At 41.8% G+C, this 19,540-nt stretch carries 16 protein-coding genes and 1 pseudogene; 4 read left to right on the forward strand and 13 right to left on the reverse strand.

From position 1 onward, the window contains the following. From AS005_RS07140 to AS005_RS07200, 13 genes and pseudogenes are all read right to left on the reverse strand, one after another. Nucleotides 1-583: pseudogene (locus AS005_RS07140) on the reverse strand (methyl-accepting chemotaxis protein); the annotation flags it as partial. A 79-nt stretch (nt 584-662) separates the two neighbouring features. After that, nucleotides 663-2,594 carry a carbohydrate binding domain-containing protein gene (locus tag AS005_RS07145; protein ID WP_101511032.1) on the reverse strand — a complete coding sequence of 644 codons (1,932 nt, stop codon included), beginning with the start codon at nt 2,592-2,594 and terminating at the stop codon, nt 663-665. Nucleotides 2,595-2,613: 19 nt separating this feature from the next. Continuing rightward, nucleotides 2,614-4,779: a glycoside hydrolase family 3 protein gene (locus AS005_RS07150; RefSeq protein WP_101511033.1), complete on the reverse strand. Its 2,166-nt coding sequence runs from the start codon at nt 4,777-4,779 to the stop codon at nt 2,614-2,616. Further along, nucleotides 4,763-4,966 (reverse strand): hypothetical protein, encoded by a 204-nt coding sequence (locus AS005_RS07155; RefSeq protein WP_101511034.1) that lies wholly within the window; start codon nt 4,964-4,966, stop codon nt 4,763-4,765. Before AS005_RS07155 ends, AS005_RS07150 begins: the two co-directional genes overlap by 17 nt. Further along, complete coding sequence (locus tag AS005_RS07160) at nt 4,966-5,772, reverse strand: ABC transporter ATP-binding protein (protein ID WP_101511035.1); 807 nt, start codon at nt 5,770-5,772, stop codon at nt 4,966-4,968. The genes AS005_RS07155 and AS005_RS07160 overlap by 1 nt, the downstream gene beginning before the upstream one ends. Then, nucleotides 5,769-6,761, reverse strand: a complete 993-nt coding sequence (locus tag AS005_RS07165) for an ABC transporter ATP-binding protein (protein WP_101511036.1) — start codon at nt 6,759-6,761, stop codon at nt 5,769-5,771. The genes AS005_RS07160 and AS005_RS07165 overlap by 4 nt, the downstream gene beginning before the upstream one ends. Before the next feature lie 2 nt (nt 6,762-6,763). Continuing rightward, nucleotides 6,764-7,606 (reverse strand): ABC transporter permease, encoded by an 843-nt coding sequence (locus AS005_RS07170; RefSeq protein ID WP_101511037.1) that lies wholly within the window; start codon nt 7,604-7,606, stop codon nt 6,764-6,766. A 3-nt stretch (nt 7,607-7,609) separates the two neighbouring features. Then, on the reverse strand, nt 7,610-8,626 hold the full coding sequence (locus AS005_RS07175; protein WP_101511038.1) for an ABC transporter permease: 1,017 nt from the start codon (nt 8,624-8,626) through the stop codon (nt 7,610-7,612). Between the two features lie 60 nt (nt 8,627-8,686). Continuing rightward, a complete protein-coding gene (locus tag AS005_RS07180; RefSeq protein WP_101511039.1) occupies nt 8,687-10,498 on the reverse strand; it encodes an ABC transporter substrate-binding protein in 1,812 nt (603 codons plus the stop codon). 30 nt (nt 10,499-10,528) lie between these two features. Beyond that, nucleotides 10,529-11,674, reverse strand: coding sequence for an ROK family transcriptional regulator (locus AS005_RS07185; protein ID WP_101511040.1), 1,146 nt, complete (start codon nt 11,672-11,674; stop codon nt 10,529-10,531). 14 nt (nt 11,675-11,688) lie between these two features. Then, a complete protein-coding gene (locus tag AS005_RS07190) occupies nt 11,689-12,510 on the reverse strand; it encodes a carbohydrate ABC transporter permease (protein WP_101511041.1) in 822 nt (273 codons plus the stop codon). A gap of 9 nt (nt 12,511-12,519) precedes the next feature. Continuing rightward, a complete protein-coding gene (locus AS005_RS07195) occupies nt 12,520-13,434 on the reverse strand; it encodes a carbohydrate ABC transporter permease (RefSeq protein WP_101511042.1) in 915 nt (304 codons plus the stop codon). Between the two features lie 74 nt (nt 13,435-13,508). Continuing rightward, nucleotides 13,509-14,753 carry an ABC transporter substrate-binding protein gene (locus AS005_RS07200; protein WP_101511043.1) on the reverse strand — a complete coding sequence of 415 codons (1,245 nt, stop codon included), beginning with the start codon at nt 14,751-14,753 and terminating at the stop codon, nt 13,509-13,511. Between the two features lie 386 nt (nt 14,754-15,139). Between AS005_RS07200 and AS005_RS07205 the strand changes: the two genes are divergently transcribed. From AS005_RS07205 to AS005_RS07220, 4 genes are read left to right on the forward strand one after another with little or no spacing between them, the layout of a single operon-like run. After that, the gene (locus AS005_RS07205) at nt 15,140-16,213 is read left to right on the forward strand and encodes a DUF362 domain-containing protein (protein WP_101511159.1); all 1,074 of its coding nucleotides are present in this window, start codon (nt 15,140-15,142) and stop codon (nt 16,211-16,213) included. Nucleotides 16,214-16,259: 46 nt separating this feature from the next. Continuing rightward, on the forward strand, nt 16,260-17,762 hold the full coding sequence (locus AS005_RS07210) for a hypothetical protein (RefSeq protein ID WP_101511044.1): 1,503 nt from the start codon (nt 16,260-16,262) through the stop codon (nt 17,760-17,762). Next, nucleotides 17,759-18,289 carry an NTPase gene (locus AS005_RS07215; RefSeq protein WP_101511045.1) on the forward strand — a complete coding sequence of 177 codons (531 nt, stop codon included), beginning with the start codon at nt 17,759-17,761 and terminating at the stop codon, nt 18,287-18,289. The genes AS005_RS07210 and AS005_RS07215 overlap by 4 nt, the downstream gene beginning before the upstream one ends. Beyond that, a complete protein-coding gene (locus AS005_RS07220) occupies nt 18,286-19,539 on the forward strand; it encodes an HD-GYP domain-containing protein (RefSeq protein ID WP_101511046.1) in 1,254 nt (417 codons plus the stop codon). The genes AS005_RS07215 and AS005_RS07220 overlap by 4 nt, the downstream gene beginning before the upstream one ends. The last annotated feature ends 1 nt before the right edge of the window (nt 19,540 follow it).

Raw genomic sequence — 19,540 nt, forward strand, 5'->3', positions numbered from 1 at the left:
GTATCCCGTAACCGCTTTCGCTTGCTTTTCCTTCCTCTACTATGGTTTTCCACAGCTCCGAACCTTCGGCAAGGGAAACACCTAAAGCTACCAACCCAGAAGGTTCTGAACCGAAGGTGGTCACCCCTTCCATGAACATAAGAACAGGCTTTCCTTCAATAGAAATCGGGACAATTAAAGACACTTTCCCAGATTGCTTCAACAGATCCAGATACTTGGAATATTCTTCGTAATCCTTCTCTACAAGCTTTTCAGGAAGAACTAAATATGCCGAACTGCTCATTTCATCAACCACTATTCCTAATTGAATGGTACTTGAAGCATCTTGAAGAATGGTTCGGAGGTTGGAAGCAACGGAGTACCCTCCTATAAGAGAGCTCCCAACGATTGTTTTCAAGTATCCACTGACTTCTTTAAACTTTTGGGAAACATACTTAGCAAGTGAGGAGACTGACTTTTCGGAAAACTCTTTTGTGTTGTTAATCAAAAGTTTTGAAGTGCTCCTTTGAACAAAATAGAAACTGACAACAAACGAAAGAATGACAACTACCATAACCAGAAGAACTCTCGACCTGACTTTCACATTCATCTCCCCTTTTTTTATTTCTATGGAAAGTACCCGGTGGCACTAACAACCACCGGGTACGGTTACCACCTTATTATCACCGAGCTGGTGTAATACTGACATCATCGAAATAGATCGTTGTAGGAGTATGCAGGCCAAGTTCAAAACTGATCTGAACAATCTCGTCCGCATCGCTGGGATGGGTGTAGGTGAAGGTAAAGGTTTGCCATTCGTTAGTGAGCTGCACTGTCTTTGCAAAGTAATTAGTCCATGGATCGTGATTTTGAAGGATCTTTACATTTATCGGTCTAGGCACATCTGCTTTTGCTTTGAAAGAAATGGTGTATGTTTTCCCAGGATACAAACCTATCCACTGGTTGAATTGTATGTGCCAGGTATCCGTTCCAGAATCCTCAACGGTGATATAAGCGTAACCATTTTTTACACCGTAATCAGACACACGTGCCCCACTTATTCCGTAATTTCCAGCTTGCCAGATGAACCACTCATCTGGATTGTTGGCCTGATCGTTAACTATAGGTTCATCAAAGGTTCCGTTGTTTATCGATTCGTATGTCACTTCGTGCCCTTGTGATTTTCTATACTTAATTTCATACCCACAATTGTCTACTTCGCCCGTGATTTTTTCCGGATTCATATCTTTGTAGACCCTTATGTAATCTATGTACATTCTCTGTGGAAACTGGGTTGTATTGTCTGGGTAGCCAGGCCAATATCCTCCCACAGCAACGTTCACAATCAAGAAAAATGGATGGTCGAAGACCCACTCAAGACCAAGTTCTTCCAATTCGTCTTTGCTGAGAACATGATATAGCTGACCATCTACATACCACTCAACTTCGTCTTCGTCCCACTCAATTGAAAAGACATGGAAATCTTCCGAAAAATCAGGGACTCCTTCAGGTAGCTTATAGGCTACACTTATACTTGCTCCGCCTGAATATCCCGGACCGTGCGCTGTTCCATAGACTGTTCTAGTGTCATGGCCCAACATTTCCATAATGTCGATCTCACCACAAGCGGGCCATCCCACTTCACCTATGTTGTTTCCAAGCATCCATAATGCAGGCCATATACCCTTCCCTTTGGGAAGCTTTGCTCTTATTTCTATCTTTCCATACTTTATCTCAAATTTGCCCTCTGTGGTCATTCTAGCAGACGTATAATCGTAAGTACCATACTCGTCTGTGACTTGTTCTTTCCTCGCTTCTATGACCAAACATCCGTTCTCAACGAACGCGTTTCTATCTGTATAGTACTCGAGCTCCCCGTTTCCCCATCCGGGAATACCCTTTGCATGGCCGTTACCTATTTCAAAATTCCACACGTTTGGATCTACCACACCATCGTCAAATTCCTGACTCCAAACAAGCTGCCAATCCTCCACTTTATCCTCGTCCTCCTCCGTGTAAATCTCGTTCTCTTCTCCACTCACTTTAAGAACTCCCACATCTTCCATAACAACGTCATCAATCCAAATCGTTCCCACCTGTTTTCCAAGCTGAAATTCAAAACGCGCATTGGGATCAGTTTCTTGTCTCATGACAAATTCGAATTCATAAGTTTGCCAGTCCGTTCCAAGCTCGAACACCATTCCACCGGATTCGTCTGTTCCCGGATTGTAGGCAGGCCATCCTCTTCCTGCTGTCCCACCTATCTTGACACCTATGTTTCGCTTAATCGAGGATTTTGCCCTGAAAGAAACTCTGTACTTGTGAAGTTTTTCAACGAGAATGGGAGATTGAAGAAGCTGGACAGACCATGTATGATCTCCTCCTCTCGAGATTTCCACCACAAGGACACCGTTTTCCACACGAGCTGTTCCCTCACCGTTGGAATTCGTGAAGAATACCCAGTTACTGTGCGTGTCTATGGAACCATCTGCAGCCGGCGGTTCAACATCAACTCCCGCAATGAATATGGGCTCATCAAAAGAGGAATTCCCAAGGATATTTTGTGCTAAGAAAACAACGGGGATCATCAACAAAGCAAAAACTAGCTTTTTCATACTTTCTACCTCCTCATCTTCACATCCCAAATTTTCTTTCCTCTTCTATTTTGAACATATCCTTCAATCTTATATCTCTCGAGGAGGCTCCAATCCTTACTTCGTATTCACCTTCTTCCACAATCCATCCGTTTCCATCGAAACTGGCAAGATCTCTGATAGGTATCCCAACGGAGATTGTCTCAGATTCTCCCGGATTCAATTCTTTGGTCTTGTAGAAAGCCTTGAGTTCCTGCAAAGGTTTGTCTATCTTTCCCTTAGGAGCTTTGATATAAACCTGAGAAACTTCTTTTCCTGACCTTTCACCAACATTGGTGATGGTGTAAGAAACTTTCAGTAAGTCGTTTTCAAGAGAAACTTTCAGGTTTCCATACTCGAATTTCGTGTATGAGAGACCATAACCGAATTCATAAGCTGGTTCCACCCCAAAAGTATCGTAATATCTGTATCCAACGTAGATATCCTCTTCATAAACGACTTTCAGTGGATTGTCTCTCGGTTCTCCAGGGAAAGTCCAAGACGGAACATCATGATAATCTTTCGGGAACGTAGTAGGTAATTTTCCAGATGGGTTTGCTTCCCCACTCAAAACGTCCGCCACTATCCTTCCCATTTCCTGACCTGCTTGCCAGACGAGAAGAATTCCATCCACTAAATCTCTCCAACTTGCGATTTCAATTGGACTACCAATGTTGAGCAAAACGACTACCTTCTTTCCAAACTCGTGGAACTCTCGGGATACCGTTTGAATGAGTTCCATTTCGTCGTCAGAGAGATAGAAATCTCCTTTTATCGGTTTTCTATCGTATCCTTCACCGGAAATTCTGCTGATCACAATTACTGCAACATCGTTCTTCTTCGCTATCTTCTTTATCTCTCTTTCGGAAAGAAAATTCTCGGGAAGCTTAGGCTTTATAACCGTTCCCCAAGAATCTGTTCTCGGTTTGTACTCTTCGGTTTCTCTCATTTTCTTAATATACTCTTTGTAACTGTTTACCAACTCTCCGTCGAGTTTCAAACCTCTTTCTTCCATTCCTTCAAGAATGGAAATGGTGTACCTCGGGTGAGTGTCTCCACTTCCAGTTCCACCTTTTACGGTCTCTATCTGACCCGTTCCAAAAAGAGCTATGGGAGTACCTTCAATCAACGGCAACACATTCTCGTTTTTGAGAAGAACAACCCCTTCTAATCCTGCCTTATAAGCAATCTTTGCGTGTGCGTCTAAGTTCGGTTTGTTAGAATATTTGTATCCTTTGAAAGAGGGAGCATTCATGAGAACCTTTAAAATGTTTCTCACACATTCGTCGAGAACTTCTTCACTCAATTTACCCTCTTTCAATGCTTCTTGAATCTCTTCTATTTCGTCTCTTCTTTCGGTGTTCACTTGATACACCTTTCCCGGCATTATGAGATCGTTCCCGGCTTTGAGCTGCTCCACAGGATTGTCTCCCGCGTACCAATCACTCATCACAAAACCTTCAAAACCCCATTCTTTTCTCAACACCTTTTTTAATAGCCATTCACTTTGAGAGCAGTATTTACCGTTCAATTTGTTGTAAGCACTCATTACACTCCAAGGTTTTCCTTTTTTAACAGCGATCTCAAAACCTTTCAAATACACTTCTCTTAAAGCCCTTTCAGAAACGATGGTATCCACGATCATTCTGTTGGTTTCTTGATTGTTCGCCACAAAATGCTTTATGCACGCACCAACCCCCTGCGATTGAACCCCCCTCACAAAGGCAGAAGCCAACTCCCCCGAAAGAACAGGATCCTCAGAGTAATACTCGAAATTTCTACCACACAATGGATTTCTGTGTATGTTCATAGCAGGTGCAAGAAGAACGTCTACTCCGTATTCTCTCGTTTCTTCCCCCATCGCCTTTCCAACTTCCTCAAGCAACTCTTTGTTCCAAGTGGAAGCAAGCATGATCTCCACAGGAAAAGCTGTCGTATAATAGGTGTTGTCATCACCTTCACGCGTTGGATTTATTCTGAGTCCTGCCGGTCCGTCTGCAAGAACAAACGCCGGTATTCCAAGCCTCGGTATCGGATGAGTTTCTCCAGCCGCACCTGCTACCCTTGAGTGAGGATTCCCAAAAAGTCCTGGGAGTCCCACTCCTACAACAAGTTTTATTTTCTCTTCTAAAGTAAGCTGAGAAACAATTTCATTCACCTTTTCCATTATCTTTTTCCCTCCTTTTCCTCTCCTTGAGCACTATGAAAAACAAGCAAGGAACAGTGAAAACAATCAAGCCAAGGTTCAAATAAAACTCAAGAGGTCTGATGCCTCGCCAGATGTAATAGGCAAGAACCATCATCTCAAGAATCAAAGCCCAAGAAAGGATAGTTATTACCGCTCGCGTGAACATCACAGATCCTCCAGTTTTCTGTACAACTTGGGGATACTACCAACAAGAATTTTCGTGTATTCATGGGAAGGTTCGAGAACCACTTTATCAGGATGTCCTCTTTCTACTATCTCTCCTTCTTTCATAACGAATATGTTGTCTGAAACGTAATAAGCAAGCCCAAGATCGTGCGTAATGAATATAATAGACGTTCCCTGTTCTTCTCTAAGTTCCTCAAGAAGTTTGATAATTCCTCCTCTCGAAGAAGCGTCTATCATGGAAGTTGGCTCGTCTGCAACTATCAAAAGAGGCTTTAAAATCCAACACCTAGCGATCATGATTCTCTGTTTTTGCCCGCCAGAAATCTGATGGGGATATTTTCCCAGTACATCCTTTGGATCTATTCCCACCCTGAAAAGGGATTCTTTTATGAGTTCAAGCGCTTCCTTTTTGTTCGAAGGCTTCTTTTCAAGGAGGTTTATCGCCTGCCAAAGGGTCCTTTCAACGGGATAAAAGGGATTGTAACTTGCAAATGGATCTTGGAACACAGCATGAACTTTCCTACGGAAATCCACAAGAGACTCTCTATCTTTCAAATCCTTCCATATGTCCTTACCCTCAAAGCGAATTTCTCCAGAGGTTGGTGGAAGAAGCCTCAGAATCATCTTCGCAGTCGTTGTTTTTCCGGATCCGCTTTCTCCCACCAAAGAGACAATCTCTCTTTCTTTAACCTCAAAAGAGACATTCTTCACCGCTTCTACATACCTCTTGGAGAAAAATCCCAACGAGAAAATCTTCGTAAGATTTCTTACTTCTAACCTGCTCATATTCTCTCCTCCATGTACAACCAACATGCCACTCTTCTTCCAGGTTCTATCTCAACGAGAGGCGGCTCCTTTTCTTTGCAAATTTCCATTGCGTGAGGGCATCTTGGATGAAACCTACATCCCGACGGCGGATTTATGAGGTTTGGTGGAGCTCCCGGAATGGTGGTAATGCCCCTCTTCTTGACCTCCGGCTCCGGTGTTAGAACCGAGTTGAACAATCCCTGAGTGTACGGATGAAATGGTTTTTCTAAAAGGGCCTCCACAGGAGCAAATTCCACGATCTTTCCAGCGTACATAATGATCATTCTATCCGCGATTTGCCTCACCGTAGCAATATCGTGTGTGATGAAGATAATGCTTTTCACAACACCTTGCTTTTTCAACTGCATGAGAACCTTCAAAAGAACCTTTTGATTCACAACATCCAATGCTGAAGTCGGCTCATCCGCTATCAGAAGACTTGGGTTCAATATGGTTGCAATCGCTATAACGGCTCTCTGCCTCATCCCACCACTGAGCTCGAATGGATACCTTTTGATCCACATGGGTTTCAAACCAACCTCTTCGAATCTCTTTTTTACTTTTTCCAAAAGCTCGTTTTCATCTATTCCATGGGACTCAGCAAGATGTTTTACATACTTTTCCATTCTGATAGTCGGCATCAACGCGTTCATAGCAGATTGGGGAATGATCGTAATCTCCTTTCCCCAAAATCTCTTCTTCACCTCGTCCCTCGTCATAGAGGAAATCTCCTCATACTTTCCGTTCACCTTCATAAAAATTTTCCCTTCAACCAAAGTGAGAGGCTTAACCATGTTCATGAATATCACGTTCGAAAGCGTTGTTTTACCACAACCGGATTCTCCTACAACTCCTATGACCTCATCTTCTAATATTTCGAAAGAAACTCCGTCTACCGCTTTCACAGAAACCTTTTCCAATTTATAGTAAGCCCTTACGTTCTCCGCTTTCAGAAGAATTTCCTTCATGTTCACTCCTCCCTCAAGCGTGGATTGAAAACTTCGTCCATTGCAGTGCTTATGACAAGCAAAGATGAGGTCAGTGCCACAATTGCAACTCCTGGTGGTACGAACCACCACCACAACCCTCTTCTCACAGCTTCCATTAAGACTGCCCACTGAAGCATGAGCCCAAGAGAAATTCCTTGTGTTGGTCCAAGACCTATCAAACTCAAACCAGCCTCTCCCATTATTCCGCCGTTTATGAAAAGAACGAAGGACATGAAAGCGTAAGTCGCTATAGTGGGAATCAGATCTTCTATTACAAGCCTAAGGTCTGAATACCCAGCCATTACCGAGAGGTACACATACTCTCTAGACATCACACTCATGAGTTGCGCTCTTATCGCCCTTGCAAACCACGGCCATTGAAACAAACCCAATATGACCGCAACCATTTCTATGCTTCGAACTTTCAAGTAACTCGCTATCAGGATTGCGATTAGAATGGAAGGAGTAGTTAGTACTATGTTCGTTAAAGCCATTAAAGTGTCGTCGACGATACCTCCCTTAACTGCTGAAAAACTACCTATGATTGTTCCTATTACGAGAGAGATAATAGCAGCCAGAAATCCTATGTAGAGAGAAGAACGTATTCCATGCAGGAGTTGAGCAAGTATATCTCTTCCATAAGTATCTGTTCCAAGCGGATGAGTTAATGAAGGTGGTTGTTCGACATCCCATGTCATTTCCGTTGGATCAACTCTGTAGAAAACTGGTCCAAAAATTCCCAGGAATAGGAATAACAAGAAAATTGAGAATCCTATTATGAATTTCTTGTTTTTGAAAAGAGGTCTTATCATCGCCGAAAACATATCTCATGCCTCCTGTCCTATTCTTATTCTTGGATCTATCAAGGCGTAGAGGAAGTCCACCACAAAATTGGCAATGTAGATAGACGCGATAAGAATCACAAAGATCCCCTGAATCAACGGATAATCAAGCGTAGTTAAAGCTCTAAACAACAGATATCCCGTTCCGGGATAATTGAACACGATCTCAGTAATCAGAGCGCCTCCCAATGCTCCCCCCAAACTTAAAGCGAGTCCTGTTATTTGTGGGAGAAGAGAATTCCTGAACACATATCTGAAAATCCTTCTGTCTTTCATTCCTAAGTACTCAGAAAACATAGCATAATCGCTTCCAAGCTCGTATATGACCATAAGCCTCATTCCGATTGCCCAGCCACCCATAGCAGAAACGACTATCGACAGGAAGGGAAGGATGTAATGTTTTGCCACATCTATGAAGAAAGACCAGCTGAGACTTGGAATGGTACCCTGGGAGTAAGCACCTTGAACAGGTAGCCAGTTGAGCTTCACACCGAAAAAGAAGATAAAAATCATTCCGAGCCAGTAGTACGGTATTTGAGACAATATGAGCGATGCCGTAAGAACACCTTTATCTATCCATGTGTTTCTTCTGTAAGCAGCCCACGCCCCAAGACTGTTTCCAAGGATCCATGCCACAATCGTTGCTGGAAGCAAAAGCGCTAACGTCCACGGTATAACAGGTATGATCAGGTCTATCACCTTTCTGGGGTAATAAGTAATCGACGTTCCAAGATCTCCTCTTAATGCCTTCCCAATGAACTCAATGTATTGAATATACAACGGTTTTCCTAAACCGAATTCTTCCATCAAATTTCTTTCAGCCGCCCTTATCGCTTCAGGATTGGCTTGAGCGACTCTGGAAAGATTAGACAACAATTGCGCCAAAGGATTTCCAGGTATAGCCCTTGGCAAAATAAATACGATCGTTGTCGCAACTATATAGGTAACTAAAAGAAAAATGAATCTTCTCAGAAGATACTTGAGCATGGACTTTGATCCCATCTATCTCTCACTCCCCGTTCAGTTTTTAAAACCCCGGCCCCGAAGGACCGGGGGAGAAAATCATTTGCCTGCCATCTGAAGATCTTCAAATATCTTTGCAGTCGGTATTTCTATTCCGCCTTCATCCACTGTTCCAAGCCAGGAAGGAATTGGTTGTGGATCGCTCTTCTTGGAAATCACAAACAAAGTGGGCCATGTATCCGCATGCCAGGGGGCCGGTCTGTACCAAGCAGGATTGTCCTCGTTTGGCCAATTGATCCAGTACCTCGTCGAGTATTCATACCAGTGAGCTCCATAGAACGCCGGAATGGATGGCAAATCTCTGTAGACTATCTCTTGAAGTCTGAAGTAGACCTGCTTTCTCGTTTCCAGATCGAGGGTAGAAACTGCTTTGTCAAGAAGTTCTACAACTTCATCGTTGTCGTACCTTTCCCAATCGCCAGCCCAGGTAACTTCACCTATGGGCTTGGACAATCTCTTGTCGAGAACGAATCTGTAGACGTTGAACGGATGATCAAAGCTTGGTCCAACACTCCAAGATATGATGAGATCAAAGGTACCCTTTGTCATTCTGTCTGCCCAAACTGAGAAGTCTGGGAATTCGGTTCTTACATCGATACCGATACTTCTCAAGTTCTTTGCGATCATTTCACACATCATCATCCAGTCAGTCCAACCGTAAGGAACAGATATCGTGTAAGGACCAAGCTTTGTCCCATCGGGCCCTACTCTTATACCATCGGGCCCTTTCTTATAGCCCGCTTCGTCGAGTATCTTGTTCGCCATTTCGAGGTTAGTCGGTATTCGCCCATCTTCTGTACCCCATGTTTTTCTGGCAAGATCGTAATCTATGTACTGCTTGTAGGGTTCGAAGAGGTCGATGACCATGGAAGGATGTGCCTGACTACCGTATCCGAAGTATGCTTTCACGAGCATTTCTTCGTAGGGGATAGCGTAGGCTATGGCTTTTCTCACAGCAGGATCTGAGAGACCGGGTTTCGTGTTGTTCACATACACGAGATCAAGACCATCGGGCAAGAAATATGGTTTGTTCTTGTACCATGTGCCAATAGGAAGACCTTTCTTTTCCCAGAGTTCCCAAACACTTGGAATGAAGAGCCCAGCCCAATCAACATCTCCTCTTTCAACCGCCAAGCTGGCGCTTGGATTGTCCTTGTAAATGGGATTAGCCAAGTATTTCGGTCTTGGAAGTCCAAAGATATCTTTGCCCCACCAATCATCGACTCTCTGGTAGACAACGATGTTGGGATCGTAATAGTAGAGCTTATAGGGACCTGAAACAACCTGTTCTTCAGGTTTGTCGTTGAGCCAGTCTTTTATGTTCATCTGTGCCCTGACTCTTTCATACACATGTTTAGGCATCGGTTGTGCTCCCAGAGAATAAGCGAGGAACTGGTAGTAATTCAAATTCTCTTCTTTTGCTTTGAACTCGACTACTTTGGTATCCACGGCTTTAACGTACTCGATGTAGGTATCCCAACCCGCACCTGGACCTATTCCGAGTTCCTTTGTTAATTCTAAAGCGTAAACAAAATCATCTGCCGTGATGGGAACTCCATCGCTCCATCTCGCCTCAGGTCTGATGTAGATTCTTAGAGTTTTGTCATCAAGGAATTCGTACCTTTCTGCAATGACGGGGATCCATGCGTCTCTACCAAGATCATATTGGAAAGCAGGAAGATACAAGAATTGATCCGTACCATACGTCGACTGAGGCGCATAGAGATTCCAAGTGGTAGCTGACCACAAAGCTCCTGAAATGTAGACAGTGTCCTCACGTGGCAAAGACACTTGGGCCAAGGCGAGAGCGAAAACAGTGAGGATCAACAGAAGAACAACGAAACGTTTCATAAAAACACCTCCTTATAAGAAATGGGGTAACTAACTCATATTTTTTAAAAATTCCTCAATGGCCAAAACGTTGGCTCCAACGAGAGACGGAGGAACTTCTTTGAAAATCGTATCTCTGATGATGACATTAGCTACCTCCCTGTCGGTTATCTTCTCTAACTCTTTCTTTATGAAAGAACTGAATGTATCCCACAAATCGTTCACTATTCCTCCAAGAACAATCACACCTGGATTGAGAAAGTATATAACATTTCTCAGGACAATTGCCACATAATAAAGGTAATCTTCCATTACTCTTTTCACATTGTTGTCTCCTGAAAACCACAATCGTTTGAGATATCTATATTTTTCTTCCAAGGATTCTCCTTGAAGATTCACAAATTTCTCCACTTTTTTTATCAACTTTGAAACAGAAAGGAATTCTTCCACCACTCGTAATTTATTCACATCGATGATAACTTGTCCGACCTCACCTGCCGCGAAATTCTTTCCCCTCACCACGTTTCCGTTCACCGAAATTGCTCCACCGATACCCTCACCAAAGTAAAGAAAGAAAGAAACAGCCGATTTTTTAACATCTTGTGAGAAAAACACTTCTGCGAGCAAGGAAAGATTCGAATCGTTTTCTACGAGAATGTCTATATTTAGATCCTGAAACTCCTTTTGAAAGTCAACGTTTCGCCATCCGAGATTCGGCGCGTGTACGAGGACAGCTCTCTCGGTGTTCACAATTCCTGGAAGTGAAAAGACAACTTTTGACACTCTTTCATCGAGTGTATAATTTTTGATAACTCTCTTGTAAGATTCTTTTACTCTTTTTACGAATTCTCCGATGTTTTCTGGGGTAGGAAATCTCTCTACTATTCTCCAAGCACCATCCAAAAAGCCCACTGCAACGAGTGTTTCTAAAACCTCAACATTGTATATGATCGCAGTGACAAAAGATCTTCTTGGACCGTAAGTCGTAGCCCTTCTCCTCCGGCCGATAGTCATACCTTTCTCCTCGATTAAACCTTCGTTTAAGAGTTCTTCTGTTATTCTCCACGTTGCACTTTGAGCAAGCCCCGTCTTTCTCGCGATCTCTACTCTGCTATGAGGGCCGCTTTCTATCAAGTACCTCAGAATCATTCTCTTGTTTTCTTGTTTCATTGATCGTGGATTCAACTTCTTTTGCAAAAAGAGCCCTCCTTTCAACCCTTTACAGAACCTGCAAGAAGTCCTCTTATGAAGTATTTCCCGAGAAATATATAAACTATCAAAGTTGGAAGAGCAGTGAGTATGGCTCCCGCCATCTGAACATTCCATTGAACAACTTGACTTCCTGCCAAGTTAACAAGCGCTACGGTAACAGGTTGTTTCGTAGGATCGTTTGTTATTGTCACCGCAAAAAGGAATTCATTCCAAATGCTGGTAAACTGCCATATTACAACTACTACAAAAGCGGGGATGGAGATAGGTAACAATATCTTCCAGTAAGTCTTGAAAAAACCTGCTCCATCGATATTCGCAGCTTCCACAAGTTCATCGGGAACCTCCATATAGTAATTTCTAAAGATCAGAGTAGTGATCGGTATACCGTATATTACATGTGTGATCACGAGACCAGGAATTGTTCCATAGAGCTTTATACTCTGAAGAAATCTTATTAAAGGAAACAAAATACTTTGATAGGGTATAAACATTCCAAAGAGGATAATGGCAAATATTAAATTAGACCATTTAAATTTCACTTTAGAAAATACATAACCGTTTATTGAACCAAGAAATGAAGAAATCACAGTAGCAGGGATAACCATTAAAAAACTGTTTTTTAAATTCATCTTAAGTTTATTGAAAGCTTCCACAAATCCTTCAAAAGAAGGTCTAGAAGGTAATTTCCACATGGCTGAAATAGAGACTTCTTTAAAACTCTTCAAGGATGTGGCAAGCAAAACATATATGGGTGTTAGAAAAAAAACCGAGAACAAAACTAATAAAATATAAGTTATAACAATGTCTGCTTTTTTGCTCATTCCTCTTCTTCACTCCTTTTTAAAAGCTGAAACAAGATAAGGAACGATTACAATCGCAACCGCAAGAAGCATCAAAATTGAGATGGCCGAACCCAAAGCGTATTTGTTCGATCGGAACGTTAGTTCGAACATGTATATAGCTGGCATGTCTGTTACATTGTTGGGGCCGCTTCCAGTCATTGCATAGATAAGGTCAAAAACTTTTAGGGATATATGTCCAAGAATTATCATTGCACTCAAAGTTACAGGCTTCAGCATAGGTATTTTCACTTTCCAGAACATTTTCCAAGATGAAGCTCCATCCACTTTTGCCGCTTCGATTATCGACTGTGGAATGCTTCTCAATCCAGCCAAATAGAGTGCCATAACGTATCCCGACATCTGCCATATAGCAGCAATTGCTACTGGTATCAACGCTAAATTGAAAGGTCCAATATGCTCCGTGGAAATGTACCACTTCCACATTAGGCTTTCAAATCCCAGTCCTTTCATCAAAAGGTTTATTCCAGAAGGGCTATCCGGTATTATTCCAGGATTGAAGATCCATCCCCAAACCGTACCAGTAACAACAAAAGCTACAGCCATAGGATAAAGAAATATCGTCTGAAATACCCTAGATCCCTTAACTCCTTTATCAACTAACAACGCAAGTATTAAACCAAGAGCTATGCTTCCGAACATAAACATAAGCGTGAAGAACAGCAAATTCCAAAGATCGGTGATAAATCTTTTGTCCATGAAGAGCCTTTCATAATTTCTAAAACCCACAAATCTGTACATACCCCTAGCAAGTTTGGAAAAACTGTTCCAATCGGAAGTTGAAACTCTGAAAGTCCAACTAATGAAACCGTAAACAAAAATAGCTATTGCTACTATCGAAGGAAGAACTATGAAAATTCCTATTATTTTTGTTTTCTTCCTCAAAAACGCTACCCTCCCCGTTTGGCTTACATCCTTGAAAAAAGGGCTGCACGGGGCAGCCCATTATTTTGTTTCGGTTACTCAGTGAGATAGCCTTCGTCTTCAGCGGCAATGAGCAGTTCTTCTAAAGCACTGTCTATATCCCTTGTAGTAACAAATCTATTGATAATATCATTGAGAGCTGTCACAAAACCTTCGGGAGCAGCTGAACCGTGAGCTATTGACGGTGAAAGTGCCTTTGTTGCAAAATCTTCCATTGACCACTGCAGATAAATATCGTATTTGCTTCTATCGGCATCTAAACGGGCAGGGATAGAACCTTTTATTGGATTGAAAGCATCTTGTCCTTCAACAGAAGCAACTATTTTAAGCCATTTCACAGCATTTTCCTTATGAGGAGCGTTTTTGGGTAGCCCAAAGGTATCAGATACAACCATGAAGGCATTCTGAGTCTCTGGAACAGCAAACCATCCGAAATCTTTACCAGGTTCCCATCCAACCGATTTTAAATATCCTTCTGCCCAGTCTCCCATAATATTTGCAAGGGCTTTTCCTTCATAGACAAGTCTTGTAGCATCTTGCCATGCAAGAGCGGCGTGGTCCTCGTTGACATAATCAAGTAGTCTATCCATTATTTCAAAAGCTCTTCTTATACGAGGATCTCTGAATGAAACTTCATTTTTCCACAATCCGTTGTAATCATTTGGGCCGAGGACACCAAGAAGAATCGTTTCAAAAAGGTGAAGGGCAGGCCACTTATTTTTATCACCAAGTGCTAGACCAATATATCCCTTTTCTTTAGCTTTCTGAAGATACGTAATGAATTCATCCCAGGTTTCAGGAGGTTCTTTCATACCTATTTCTTCCGCTATTTTTTTGTTGTAGAATACAACATTTCCTCTATGAACATTTACAGGCACTGAGTAAATTTCTCCTTTGTAGCTACACATTTCAAGAATCCCCTTCGGGAACTTATCTATTACGCCCCACTCTTTCAAAAGATTAGTGATAGGGGTCATATAACCTGGTATAACATACGTATCGATTAACTCCATGCCAGCGTGAACTTGAAACGAATCAGGAGGATTCCCGCCTAACATTCTCGTTTTCAAAACCGCCTTTGCGTTAGTACCAGCTCCCCCCGCAACTGTTGCGTTGATAACTTCAACATCCGGATAATGTTTGTTGAAAACTTTTATAAGAGCCTCTAAAGCTTCTGCTTCTCCTCCGGCTGTCCACCAACTGAAGATTTCCAGTTGAGACGCTGCTAAAACACCGACTAGGAAAAAGATCAACAGAAAAGATAAAATCAATCGTCTCATCACCTATCACCTCCATCAAAGAAATTGTATCTTCCTCAGAAAGAAATTCTAATGAATTGTTTCAAAAAATCCAAGAATCGTTATTGGTGATGATAGACGTTTATGCGGAGTTATACGGATTTATAGGTTATTATCATCCAATTTCTCATGTTTTCTCTCAATTACAACAAATTACAGTGAAATTAAAACTGCGACGTTCTTTCCAACGTATATCAACAATCTCACGGATGAGTCAAAAAAAACTGAGGTATGAAACACTTGAAAAAATGGTGCCAAATCGCATCATCAAAAAATGGATAATTGTGGTAGAATTTTTTCAGAAAAACATATATTCAGGGGAGCCCTTTGGGGTTCCCTCTTTAATTTTCAAGAAAGGAGGGAAACAGATGCCAGCTAAAGTTTATTTCACCGATATGACAACTAATCCGAACATGAATATGCTCCAAAAACTCGAAATTTTGCTCAAAAAAGTAGAGTTAGAGAACATTGTGAAGGAAGGAAATTTTGTGGCAGTAAAGCTCCACTTTGGGGAATACGGCAATCTTGCTTTCATTAGGCCCCAATACCTAAAAATCATCGTGGATGAGATAAAAAAACTCGGTGGTAAACCCTTTTTAACCGATGCCAACACTCTCTACACCGGTCACAGATCCAATGCGGTGGATCACCTTATAAATGCCTATTTGAACGGTTTCACGTACGAGGTTACGGGAGCCCCTGTCATCATCGCAGATGGTTTGAGAGGAGCTGATGAAATCAAAGTGAAAATAAATGGAAATTACGTGAAAGAAGCCAAAATAGGTGCTGCCATTGCTTTGGCAGATGTGATAGTAGCGGTGACACACTTCAAAGGTCATGAGGCAACTGGTTTCGGTGGAACGATCAAAAACGTAGGAATGGGAAGTGCTTCCAGAGCAGGCAAACTAGAACAACACTCCGATTCGAAACCGTACGTTGAAGAAGAAAATTGTGTTGCTTGTGGTATATGTGCCAAATTCTGCCCTGTAGGTGCCATCACGGTGACAAAGGTGGCCAAGATAGACTATGAAAAGTGCATTGGATGCGGTCAATGCATCGCTATGTGTTCTTACGGAGCCATGTCTCCAAAGTGGGATAGCTCAACAGATTCTCTGAGTAAAAAGATGGCAGAATACGCGAAAGCGGCGCTGAAAGATAAAAGGGCCGTGTTCATATCATTCATAATGAACATCTCACCCGATTGCGATTGTTGGAACATGAATAAACCACCCGTTGCACCGGATATCGGCATCGCTGTGAGTACAGATCCAGTAGCATTGGATCAAGCATGCATAGACCTTGTACTTCAAAAAACAGGAAAAGATCCGTTCCTCGAGGTTCACCCAAATGTGACGTGGAAGACCCAACTAGAGTACGCAGAAGAAATAGGCCTTGGAACGAGAGAGTACGAACTAGTCAAAGTAGCTTGTAATTTGAAGTAAAAAGTGATTTAATAGGTTTGTCAATTCAAATCGAGGAGGTTTTATTGTGAGAAAATTCTTATTGATCAGTTTGTTCCTTTTGGCAATTTTAGGATTATCTCAAGAATGGATTGAAAGAAGTTTTGGACCTGTTGTGTGGCGACAGCCTTCGGATTGGCAGGAAGCACCACCCTTAGGAGTGAATTCGTCAGGTTCGTTCAAAGGAAACACAGCCAATCAAACTTTAACTGAAGGAGTAGGTATCTTTTTTATCTACGATGTAGACGCTGAAGACTCTTTGATCTCCAGTTTATCTCAGAATGCCACGATTGTCGATCAAGGAGAAACAAGCTGGCAAGATCTCACGGGTAGATATTATAAGCTCGAAGGAAACAATCTTGTATTTACCATCAAAACGTTTCCTATTGGCATGAAAGACCTCGTCATTTGGAGTTTCGTGGTGGGTAATCCCTCTCAGGAAGATGTACAAACACTTGAAAAAATTCTTTCCTCTGTTAGCATGAATGAAGGTTTTCATTTGAGTAGTTGGAAGTCTAAAGACGGTACGCTCGATATTTCCCAGAATCGTAACTATGTCACTGGGACTTTTAAGGGGAAAATTATGGAGGGTGTTATCATAGAAAACAACATTTTCGGATGGTGGAAACAAAGAGATTCATCCGGAAAACTTGGTCCGGCGGGATTCTGGGACGGAGCTTTAAAAGGTAGATTCAATGATAACAAACTGTATCTCTCGTTCACAGACGAAGAAGATCCCTTCTCCGCAACTGATGGAACTTCTGTTGCTTTCGAAAAGATTTCGGGTGAACTTGCGACATTCCCTTTGGAAGAAGTTTCGGTGACTGAAACAATATTCTGCAGGAGTATATATGAAGATACACCTTTTGCAACTGATGAGACTTTCAATCTCTTTGATAAAAGAGTTGTTATGTGGAGCTCAACCGAAACTTTCGAAAATGCCCATGTGCTCAAATGGGAATGGTACGATCCCAAATCCGCTCTCAGGGAAACTGTTTATTACGTTGTTGTCCCCGTAACGGAAACAAGGTATGACCACTATGACAGCATTTGGAGCTGGGTGTCGATGAATAAAATGGACGACTCTGATTTAGGAAATTGGAGAGTAACTGTTTATGTGGATGGAAAAAAGGCAGATGAAAAATTTTTCACGCTCTCAAAAGAACCCGTAATGAAAGCTGTTGAAACTGATTCTTTCACCGTAGAAGTGCCTAGCTACACTTACTATGAACTCTCTGAAGGGATTCATTATTTCATTTTCGATATCTCAGATTTGATCTTTGCGGAAGCTCATTTCGAAGATACTCCACTTGAAAACGCTGAGGTGTATCACACACCAAAATACGAACTCAATTTCGTGGAAAGTTCCATGCCTGATCCCAGTACAGGACAAAATTTTGTCTACTGGGTAATTCAGTTCCCTGAAAGAGATGGTCAATATCTCTACATGAGCTTCTATGCACCAGAGGAAGATTTTAAAAGATTAGAGAGTGTATTCAGAAAAGTGGTAAACAGTGTTGAGCTGAAATGATAATTCTCATCACTGGGAGACCGGGAGTAGGTAAAACAACACTCATAAAGAAACTCGCCCGCCTCCTGCAAAACGCAGGAGGCTTTTACACTGAAGAAATCAGAGAAGCAGGAAAAAGAGTGGGATTCAAAATTCTCACCTTGGATGGAAAAGAAGGATTGCTGGCAAGAGTAGGTTTCCCATCAGTGTTTCGTGTTGGAAAATACGGCGTCAACTTAAGGGATCTAGAAAAAATAGGTGTGAAGGCCTTAGAAAAGGCTATTGCGGAGAAGGATATTGTGATAATCGATGAGATAGGAAAGATGGAACTCTTCTCCGACAAATTCCGTCAAGTCGTTGAAAAAGCATTCGATAGTGGAAAAGATGTGATCGCCACCATCAAAAAATCAAAAGACAATTTCTTGGATAAATTGAAAAACAAAAAAGGTGTTATTATCTTTGAAATGAACGAAAAGAACCGCGACCGTCTCTTCGACGAAATAGCCGAACTTTTCATGTTAAAATCTAATCGAGGTGGAAGAAAGTGATAAAAATTCTTGCAAATTTGCTTAAAACCATACCGTCTCTGGGGAAACATTCCTTTCAAGTGGCTTTTTTGTCCGCTCGGATCGCAGAAAAACTGCATTTGGAAACCGTAACTGCTTTTCTTGCTGGATTGTTTCATGATATCGGACTGATTCTCCCTTGGGATAAGAAAATCCCATTGGAGAATATTGATGACGCTTTCATAATCGCAAGAGATACCCCAGGAAAACCGCTTCATCTTCACTCCATTTTGGGAAGTTTTGTTGTCGAATACACGGAGAAGTTTAAATTTCTCTCTCCAATCATTTTGAAACATCATTTTCCTGCACTTTATTTGACATCATCGAAAAAAGAAGATGTTTTTTCAAACATCGTGTTCATATCGGACCAAGTTTCCCGATACTCACTCATCAACCTTGATGTTGATCCGAAAGCCATTTTGATACCTCTTGAAGAGATGAAAAGTTTCTTTTTTCCAGAGGTTTTTGAAGCTTGTAAGGAGACGTTGGAAACGGAATTTGCTCGCTGGCAGCTCGAACACATTCTCACCGAGTTCACTATAACGGATTATCTTCAAGATTACACAGACGACTGTCCAGAATACAATTTGGAAGATATTTCCCAATTTGGGAAAGTAGTCTCTTTCGTGGTGGACTCCAAAAGTGAATTCACCAGTGAACACACTTGGAGAGTAGCAAAAATCGCAGAGGGCCTTGCCAAATCAGCTGGCAGAGACGAAAAAACTCTTTTTGTTGCGGGGCTTTTCCATGATATAGGAAAAATAAGTGTAAGTTACAGAATCCTTGAAAAACCCGCCAAGTTGAGCGATGAAGAATTCAATTTGATGAAGAAGCATGTGTATTTTTCTTACCTTATTCTGCTTCCCGTAAGCGATAGAGAATGGTTCCTTCCAGCAGTAAGACACCACGAAAGAGTAGACGGTTCCGGATACCCATTCAAACTTAAGGGAGAAGAAATGTCATTTGAAGATAAAATCATCCAAGTAGCGGATGTGTTCGGAGCTTTGTTGGAAAAACGTCCCTATCGTTCCGCTTTGGATCCAGAGAAAGCTTTAGGCATTATAAAAGAAGAAGTTGAAGAAGGAAAATTGGATAGAGAAGTTTTTGAGATACTGGAGACAACGGTGAAGGACTTCAATTTTGAAAGCATAGAAATAGGCCGCAAACTGAGAGATGAGATTCAAAATTTTGTCAACAAAGCTGTAGAAAAATTTGGAGATTACGTACTGTAGC

Source organism: Thermotoga sp. KOL6, from assembly GCF_002866025.1.
Classification (GTDB): domain Bacteria; phylum Thermotogota; class Thermotogae; order Thermotogales; family Thermotogaceae; genus Thermotoga.